This window comes from Nitrospirota bacterium (assembly GCA_016212215.1).
In the GTDB taxonomy this organism is placed as follows: Bacteria; Nitrospirota; 9FT-COMBO-42-15; order HDB-SIOI813; family HDB-SIOI813; genus JACRGV01.
Map to the genome: position 1 here is coordinate 1 of JACRGV010000079.1, position 8,789 is coordinate 8,789.

At 44.0% G+C, this 8,789-nt stretch carries 8 protein-coding genes; 4 read left to right on the forward strand and 4 right to left on the reverse strand.

Features of this window, described 5'->3' with window-relative positions; all coding sequences use genetic code 11:
• Window positions 1–413: 413 nt before the first annotated feature.
• The 3 genes from HZA08_07050 (at window position 414) to HZA08_07060 (ending at window position 3,045) form a co-directional block, all read left to right on the forward strand.
• Complete coding sequence (locus HZA08_07050) at window positions 414–569, forward strand: VPLPA-CTERM sorting domain-containing protein (protein MBI5193184.1); 156 nt, start codon at window positions 414–416, stop codon at window positions 567–569.
• Window positions 570–1,088: 519 nt separating this feature from the next.
• Window positions 1,089–1,358 (forward strand): hypothetical protein, encoded by a 270-nt coding sequence (locus tag HZA08_07055; protein MBI5193185.1) that lies wholly within the window; start codon window positions 1,089–1,091, stop codon window positions 1,356–1,358.
• 43 nt (window positions 1,359–1,401) lie between these two features.
• Window positions 1,402–3,045 carry a putative manganese-dependent inorganic diphosphatase gene (locus HZA08_07060; GenBank protein ID MBI5193186.1) on the forward strand — a complete coding sequence of 548 codons (1,644 nt, stop codon included), beginning with the start codon at window positions 1,402–1,404 and terminating at the stop codon, window positions 3,043–3,045.
• 75 nt (window positions 3,046–3,120) lie between these two features.
• Here the strand turns inward: HZA08_07060 and HZA08_07065 are convergent, their stop codons facing one another.
• From HZA08_07065 to HZA08_07075, 3 genes are all read right to left on the reverse strand, one after another.
• On the reverse strand, window positions 3,121–4,218 hold the full coding sequence (locus HZA08_07065) for a hypothetical protein (protein MBI5193187.1): 1,098 nt from the start codon (window positions 4,216–4,218) through the stop codon (window positions 3,121–3,123).
• Between the two features lie 170 nt (window positions 4,219–4,388).
• The gene (chrA, locus tag HZA08_07070) at window positions 4,389–5,546 is read right to left on the reverse strand and encodes a chromate efflux transporter (protein MBI5193188.1); all 1,158 of its coding nucleotides are present in this window, start codon (window positions 5,544–5,546) and stop codon (window positions 4,389–4,391) included.
• 110 nt (window positions 5,547–5,656) lie between these two features.
• On the reverse strand, window positions 5,657–6,985 hold the full coding sequence (locus HZA08_07075; protein ID MBI5193189.1) for an HD domain-containing protein: 1,329 nt from the start codon (window positions 6,983–6,985) through the stop codon (window positions 5,657–5,659).
• A gap of 247 nt (window positions 6,986–7,232) precedes the next feature.
• Between HZA08_07075 and HZA08_07080 the strand changes: the two genes are divergently transcribed.
• Window positions 7,233–7,889 (forward strand): hypothetical protein, encoded by a 657-nt coding sequence (locus HZA08_07080; protein MBI5193190.1) that lies wholly within the window; start codon window positions 7,233–7,235, stop codon window positions 7,887–7,889.
• On the opposite strand, the gene HZA08_07085 is transcribed toward HZA08_07080, so the two are convergent.
• Window positions 7,884–8,576 carry an ABC transporter ATP-binding protein gene (locus HZA08_07085; protein MBI5193191.1) on the reverse strand — a complete coding sequence of 231 codons (693 nt, stop codon included), beginning with the start codon at window positions 8,574–8,576 and terminating at the stop codon, window positions 7,884–7,886. The genes HZA08_07080 and HZA08_07085 overlap by 6 nt on opposite strands.
• Between the last annotated feature and the right edge of the window lie 213 nt (window positions 8,577–8,789).

The following is an 8,789-nucleotide window of genomic DNA, read 5'->3' on the forward strand; positions in this document are numbered from 1 at the left end:
CATGACCCTCGATCCCTTCAAACTTCTCTTCCCTTCAGGGACTTCACCGCCATCAAACCTATAGTACATACAACCCCCATAATATTGGAAAGGAGGCTTACCCCACGACCGGGTTCCCACGCCTCACTGAAGGGTTACCTGCGGCCCTCACATTTGATCTATTAGGTTATTTGTCTGTTGATGGGGTAAACTGTTGCACGGATACATTTACCCTCACTATAAACGGAAATATGATGTTTCAAGGTGGTTTCGATATGGGAGGCGGGGGCAGTAACTTTATCAACTACAGTGATCCTGGAGTCACTATAGTATCTATCACGTCTTATGGTTGGTTTAGAGGTGGACTGACACAATTCAGTGTAGCTCACACACTTCTTTCTGGCGCCAACACTTATGTATTTGATTACGGTACAATGCAAGGGCTTGGCGATGAAGGTTGGGGGCTGCGCTCTCCAATAATTTCGGCGGATGTTAGCGTAAGCGGCGTTCCTGAACCTGCCTCTTTATTACTTCTCAGCAGCGGGCTTATTGGATTGGCAGCATTCAGACGTAAAATATTCGTACGTTAGTTATAGTAGTTAGGAAGAGAACAATATAGATTAGCACAAAGAGCCTTATCTGTTATAGATAAGGCTTTTTTTGTTCATCCGAAAATGACCCCAAGTAAGCAGTAAGCGGTAAGCAGTTAGCAGATAAAGACTGCCTTTCCTGTTTACTGCTCACTGCTTACTGTTTACTATTTTCATTTCCCTTTGTGAGCCCACGGCTCATGTGGGTTCATCCGAAAATCAACCCCATCCCCACCCTACCCCTCCCCTTGAAGGGGAGGGAATCAACGTAGCCCCCTCTCCCTCAGGGAGAGGGTTAGGGTGAGGGTGGGGTTGTTTCATCCTGAGCCTAATTTTCATGCCCCTTTGTGAGCCATCGGCTCATGAGGGTTCATCAGTAATTGATACCTTCTCCAGTATCTGTCATAATCCTTCATCATGTCTGAAAGTAATGCTATTGAGCGGATACTGTTAAAATATCTTTATGGAACCCCCCCTCCCCTTAATCCCCTCCCCTTCAAGGGGAGGGTTAGGGAGGGGATGGGGTTATTTTCTGATGAGTATTCTTACAGAATAGTAAGTGAACCGCTCATATCCAAAGGCAAGATTGAATTCTATATATGCGGCAGAAACGGGAGAAATTTAGTAGTGAGGCTTGATAAAGACCGGTCGTCTGTGAATAAGGTGTATGATGAATTAAAAAGAGGGGATGTTATATCGTGCAGAGGGTTAATAGATGAGGGGAAAAGGCTTAAAGTGAATAAAGAGACAGAGATTGAGATACTTGAACGTCATAGGTTAAACATTTAAACTGATTGACAAGAAATCCCTGTTTTGGCATTATATGCAAACTATGCAAGAGCAACCTATATATGTAATCGGTCACAGAAATCCTGATACAGATTCTATCTGTGCGGCATTGTCTTATGCACGTCTTAAACAGATCACCGGTTCTATCAATGTAATAGCGGCGCGGACAGGTGAGGCGAATGTTCAGACGGAGTTTATTCTTAATATGTTCGGCATGGACAGGCCCCTTTATCTTCCTGATGTAAAGGTCAGGGTAAAGGATGTGATGACATCAGAGGCACTTTCAGTCAATACGGATATGTCAATCGGGGATGTGCTCGATTTCATGAACAGTTATGACCTGCTCATGGTACCGGTGACAGACCGTGACGGCTATTTCAAGGGTGCAATTACCCTGCAGGATTTGGCAAAATTCTATGTGCGTCATGCAGAGGCGGCAACTTCTAACCGCCTTGTGGCATCCCTCCTCGCTGTAGCAAAGGTGATCCACGGGAATGCACTATTCCTGTTCAATGAAAATGAGACGAACTCTTTCAGGATAGTAGTCGGTGCAATGGAGGCAGAAGGATTTCTTGAGGTTCTGAAATCTTATCCTGATGAAGGCTGTATTGTTATTGTCGGAGACCGTAAAGAGATACAGCAATGTGCCGCTGAAAATAGTGTGAGGTGCCTTATTATAACCGGAGGTTATCTTCCTGATAAGGCCATCCTTGAAACTGCACGAAAGAATAAGGTAAGTATAATCTCCGCGCCTTATGATACTGCGACAACCGTAAGACTGCTTCATCTCAGTACCCCTGTTCATGAGATTTATTCTACTGACTTCTATTCTGTGTCCCCCTTCAATCTGCTGCTGGATGTAAAGAACAGGATGCTTGAGTCCGGGCACAGGGGGTGTCCTGTAGTGGATGATTCAGGCAGGCTTACCGGTATTCTTACACGCAGGGATATGCTGAAGGAGTACAGAAAAAGGGTGATACTTGTTGATCATAATGAGGCGAGTCAGGCTATTCCCGGCATTGAGGAGGCTGAGGTTGTTGAGGTCTATGACCATCACAGGATCGGGAGTTTTCAGACGCTTCATCCTATACTTTTTGTTGTTGAGCCTGTTGGATGTACCAATACACTTATAGCAGAGCTTTATCAGAAATTCGGACTTGAACCTGAGAAAGAGTATGCAGGCATCATGCTGTCCGCCATTTTATCTGACACCGTTATTCTAAGGTCACCCACAACAACAGAGAGGGATGTGAAGGCTGCAACATATCTTGCTGAAGTGGCCGGATTAAATATACAAAAGCACGGTGAAGAGATATTTAATGCAAGCTCTGACCTGCTGAAGAAAAAGCCTGAAGAGATAATAAAGACCGACTATAAGATATATGAGGTCGGGAAACACAATATCGGCATTGGTCAGATCGAAGTTATAGAGATGCTTACCTTTGAAAAACTCAGGGAATCATTACTTGAAGCCCTCAACAAGATACTTCTTGAAGACCGACTTACAATGGCATGTCTTCTTGTTTCCGACATAATTTATGAAAACAGCCTCCTGCTTTTTACCGGCGACTCTTCAATTGTTACACGCATGGGCTATCCAATACTCTCCTCCCATCTTGCTGAACTTAAAGGCGTTCTTTCAAGGAAGAAACAGCTTGTGCCAAGATTATTGAGTTCATTGAAATAACCCCACCCTCACCCGGACCCTCTCCCTGAGGGAGAGGGTACATAGAGAAAAACCCCCTCCTTTGACGGGAGGGGGTTAGGGGGAGTTATGTTTTTTTTGTCTGGATAACACCGCAGAAATTGTATTCACAAAGAAGATAATAATGGCAAGTGCATTAAGTAATCCGCCCCATTGCCGCCCCGGCATCCAGAGCATAAGGTCACCTGCTACACGCAGAATCAGTGTAATATGAAGTATTATAAGGTGGATGTAAAACCTCGGATAGAAGTTCATTGTTGTGCCTAATACAGCAGGGAAGATGATCGGCGCGTGTCCGAATATCATAACAAATACAAAACCGAGGAATACACTGTGGAGCATTGCATCATAAACAGGGCCTGCTATTACCCCGCCTGAATATATTGCAAGTATCCCGCTGAACAACAGCCATACATAACCTGACAATAAGCATACAGCGATGAAACGGGATAAGCCTTTCTGATAAATAGTGCGGCGTGCCATGTCGTACTTTATCAGCCATAGTGATAAGAAAATCATCCCTACCCCTGTGAGGCGAATACCTGATTCGAAATTAACACCTGTGTACATTATTCCTGTTATGAATATTGCAGTATCTATAATAAAGAGTGCCTTTACTGAAACAGGATGCTGTAGTAATCGGGATAGTTCAAGACGTTCACCGGCTATTGTCAGTATAAGAAAACCTGCCCACCACATAACCACCTGCGGCACCGGCGCCCCTTTGAGCCACTGGAAATTTCCACCGAACCACAAAAGCGCCCCAAGTCCCATTATAATAATATGAAGGCCGGATTGTATGCGGTAGATATAAATGAACACTAATACAAGCACAAGGCTTCCGGTTGTAATTAAGATTGGTCCATAAGTATACCCATAAGTGTAAGGGACGCCTGTTATCAGAAGTATGGCCCCAAGACCTGTCAGCAGAGGGGCAATGTAAGTAAAGCCCTTTTTTAATGCCACAGCCCTCTCCAGACTTATCAGAGTCCCGAGAAACCCTGAAACCATAAGAGGCCCATGCAGCATAGAAAAGTTATGTACTACAGACGGCAATGGCCATCCTATGCGGCTCAGCCCGGCCAACAGTGCTGCCACAAGCGACACCATCCCCATAAACATCAATGGCAAATGTGCACGATTCTTATTTTGCATATTATTTCCTGCTTCTTCTCTCTTTCTTTCTTCGTTCCTTTATCTTGTTCTATCTGATTTCTTGCTTCTGACTTCTTCCTTCAGTCTTCAGCCTATTAACTTGATCCTTTGTTCACCTTTATCTCAAGCATAAATAACATAGTGTGCTCTGATTTGTCCAGTAGTAATTATTAAAAAAGAACCAGCGAAATTATTCCTCCTGCAAGAATAACATAAAGAATATCAATTTTCAGGAGCAGTGCAGTTAAGACAGCCGTTCCCAATAATATCCTTTCAATGTCCCACTGGATGACTAATGAAAAATTTATTGCTAAGTAGATAAGAAGGCCAACGAATGATGATAGAACTCCCGTGACAGCCCCCTTAAAGTATAAAGAATTATTGACCCTGTCGAAGTATGGTGCAGATATAATTAATATCAGGAAAGAAGGAGATAGGATTGCAATGGTTGAAACAATTGCCCCTGACAAGCCGTATAATAAATATCCCACAAATGCAGCAGTAATTACAATTGGGCCCGGTGTTACCTGTCCAAGTGCTATCCCATCCATAAAGGTCTTGCTGTCCATCCATCCTCTAACATTCACAACCTCATGCAGCATTAGCGGCAGTGATGCAAACCCGCCGCCAAAAGCGAACAGGTCAATGCGTAACATGATTGCAGCAAGTCTGAAGAGGTTTGGGTCAAAAAAATAAAGTACGGCGAGGAAGAAAAAGATTAAGGTTAAGATGAGGAACCCCATCCCCACCCTGGCCCTCCCCTTGAAGGGGAGGGAAATATATGGAGTGGAGTTTTCTTGTCTATTCTCCAACACAATACTCCCCAACACACCAGCTCCTGCAATCACGATAAACGGGTTTACACCAAACCCGAATAGCAGAGCAGATAATACCGCTATCAACACTGTCCTGTAATCCTTAAACAAACCCCTGCCAAAGTAGTAGACTGCACTCAGTATTATTGCTATAACGATTACCTTTAATCCGCTTAAAATAGATATTACCCGTGACAAGTCATGATATTTCATGTATGCAGCGGAAAGTATCACCATTAGGATAAATGCAGGCAGACCAAAGCTGACATAAGAAATTAGTGCGCCAATAACGCCTCTTGCCTTTAATCCTACATAAGCAGATGTCTGCATGGCAGTAGCCCCTGGGATTGACTGACATAAGGCCACGCCATTGTCAAATGTCTCCTCATCAAGCCAGACTTTTTTATTTACTGATACTTCTTTGATATGGGCAACCATTGCAGGCCCGCCAAAGGCCGTGAGTCCAAGCCTGAGAAAGGCTAATGAAAGTTCTTTCAGCGACGGTGTTATCATAATTGTTAGCAATGTATCATATTCATTTAATTAGTGCACAGAAAAGGAGGATTTCTGTATAGGCGAGTCACATAAATCAATATTCTAGGCATGGCACCAGAGAGAGTACTTTATAATGAAAGAGGAAATGATAACATATCTTTTTCATTGGCAAGAAATATATTCACCACCTTAGGGTCTAAGTGATTCCCTGACAGGGATTGTATATGTTCTAACACCTTTTCTTTTGACCAGGCAGGGCGATAAGGTCTTTCTGAGCTTAGTGCATCAAATATATCCGCAGCAGCGAAAATCCTGGCTGATAAAGGTATCTGCTCACCCTTAAGTCCCCGAGGGTAACCAGTGCCATCCATTTTTTCATGATGGCAATATGGAATATCGAGGGCCGGACGGAGATATTCAATGGGCGACAACATTGCATCCGCAAAATCAGGATGCTTGTTCATGATATATCTCTCCTCCTTATTGAGTTGACCAGGTTTTAATAATATCCTGTCCGGTATGCCCATCTTGCCTATATCATGGAGTAATGCACCACGGCGTAGATGCACTTGTTCGGCCTCATTTACCCCAATTGCATAGGCAATCCGGGAAGTCAATTCTGTGACGCGTTGGCTGTGCCCTTCCGTTTCTTTGTCACGCAAATCCAATGCCTTTGACCAACCCTCAATGGTTGCATCATAAGCCGTGATGATATCCATGTTGGCCCTGTAAAGTTCTGTGATTAATACCCCATTTTCTATGGCAATCGCAGCTTGTCCGGCCAGTGCTTCAAGAAAACCTAACCATTCCTGATCAGGTTCTAAACTGCGGCGGTGAAAGATCTCCAGAACGCCAATTACATTTCCCTTGGCAATGAGCGGAACTCCATAGTAAGATATGAGATTCTCATCATTCATGTACTTTGACCTCTTAAACCCATCAGTTTTTCTCAGGTCCGGCACACAGACCATGCAGCGGTCACGGGCTGTCCGGCCTGCATAACTTTCGCCTATTTTCAATCGTGTGTATTGCAGCGCCTGAGTGTGAAAGCCGGACCCTGCGGCATATTCAAGAATCTGAGGACCGGGTTTATACATCAGGATGTCGGCAGCATCAATCTTTAATTGGTTTATGACATTATTGATGATTACCTTGAGGGTAAGGTGCAGGTCGTGGCTTGCCGTGATCGCAATATCAATTTCACGCAGAGCGGTAAGTCTGTTTAATTGACATAGATTTCTTTCCTCAATTTTCTTGCGCCCTGTAATGTCCCTGTCAATGCCCCGATAGCCTCTGAAATGTCCGAAGACATCAAGGATCGGTACACCACTTCTCTCCAGAATCACGTGATGACCGTCTGCGTGAAGGTTCATGTTCTCTAAACGGGAAAAGGGTATCCGGTCTCTTGCTATACGGCCAAACTCTTCTGAAACTCGTTCAGCCTCTTCCGGAGGCATTAGATCGAACGGTGTCTTGCCAATAACCTCATCAGGTTCATACCCTAATAGATCTTTGACTTTGGGAATGGCATACGTGTAGATTGAGTTTTCATCACTGTTAGAGGCTCTTGCAAAAGTCCAAAAATGCTGTCATTCCCGCAGGTTTTAAAGGGGTCTTGAAATATAACTTCTGAGGGATTAATACAGGTCATCCCAATTTATCTATCAGCCTTGCATTTCAAACTTAACTATTCTACTGTACTGCATGGCCCCACTTATACCGCAACCAATTACAGACTGGCGGATACTGTCTGATACAAAGGAGAGATGGCAAGATATCTTCGGTAATTCAAATGCTATTGTACTTGAAATAGGTTTTGGGAGAGGGGAATTTATTCTGGAACAGGCACGTGCAAATCCCGGGAAGAATTATGTGGGCATTGAGTTAATGGATTCTCAAAATCAAGATAAGATCGAATCACTGATTGCCCAAATCCGGCAGAAAGACTTACATAATATCAGGCTCATATACAATGCTAAGGCAGATATTGTGATTCCACAGATTTTCCGTAACGAAGAGATAAAAGAAATATTCATTAATTATCCTCCTCCTTTTAAAAAACCCTACCCTTTTGTATTAAGACTATTTTGGCCCCGGGAAAGGGGCGGCAATGCTTTTGCACAGGTGCTCTACGATGCACTTGAATTCGGAGGCGACATTCACATCATTACGGATAACATAGATTACGCAAATGAAATTGTATGGAACTTTGAGAGTAACATCACCGGAAATGTTATTGCCGGACTCGCATCGCAAATCCCGTTCACGATGCCGGACTCATACTTAAATAATGGTGAGAACAGATACTATGGTCAGCGCTATATTCATATTAGAAAAAATGGCGGCAGCATAGTCTCATGAATCTTTCACTTCCGCATCACTGACAATACTGCCGTCAACAAATTTAATAATTCTCTTGCTGTATGCTGCTATGTCATGCTCATGGGTTACTAGGATTATGGTAATGTCGGACTGCCTGTTGAGGCTTACAAATAGTTCCATTATTTCATTGCTGGTTTTTGTGTCCAGGTTGCCTGTCGGCTCATCTGCAAGGATTATGGGTGCACCGTTTACAAGTGCCCTTGCAATCGCTACCCTCTGCTGCTGCCCGCCTGAGAGTTGATTGGGGTGATGTTTTCCCCTCCCCTCAAGCCCGACATTCTTCAAGGAGGTCATAGCACGCCTGCCCCTCTCTGCTGAAGTGAGGCCGTTGTAAAGCATGGGGAGTTCCACATTCTCAAGTGCAGACACACGCGGCAGGAGGTTAAATCCCTGAAATACAAACCCTATCTTCCTGTTCCTTAGTTCCGCAAGTTCATCCCTGTCAAGACCGCCGATATCAGTATCATCCAGAAGATACCTGCCGTTGGTAGGCTTATCAAGGCATCCGAGGATATTCATAAAGGTAGATTTACCTGAACCTGACGGCCCCATAATTGCGATAAATTCCCCCCGCTCAATATTAACGGAGACATTATCTAGTGCCCTGACCTCTATATCGCCTAGCTTGTATATCTTGGAGATTTCCCTTAATTCGAGTAGCGGCATTATGACAACCTCTTAACATTTCCCTCCTTTACAAGGAGGGGTTAGGGGAGGTGATTTTCTGAGATAAACCCCACCTACAGACCTCCTGACCTCGTGGAATTTGTTAAGATACCAGTTCGTAAACCAGTCGCAGATTTGTGCCCGGAAATACTGTTTCTGTTGAATTAAGTTCTTCACACAAATATCGTATGGACTCACTGCTCATGTGATTAG